At 38.1% G+C, this 252-nt stretch carries 1 protein-coding gene; it reads left to right on the forward strand.

The features are described from left to right. Positions 1–252, forward strand: a 252-nt coding sequence (locus AC0MA3_RS26630; RefSeq protein WP_474658367.1) for a nitrilase-related carbon-nitrogen hydrolase, incomplete at both ends; no start/stop codon positions are given.

Raw genomic sequence — 252 nt, forward strand, 5'->3', positions numbered from 1 at the left:
CTGATGTAGTTTTTAAATATCCTGATGCAAACTATGCACGGATTGAAAAAGCTATAGTTGAAGCTGCAAAAAATGGGGCAGATATCGCAGTTTTACCAGAAATGTGGAATACAGGTTATGCTTTAAATGAATTAGCTGGGGCTGCTGATTTAAATGGGGAGAGAACGAAAGAATTTTTAGGAACAGTTTCTGAAAAACACCAGATTGCTAGTATCGGTGGCTCGGTCTCTATTTGGGAAGGAACCAAATTTT

The sequence above is a fragment of the Paenibacillus sp. LS-5 genome, from assembly GCF_056121505.1.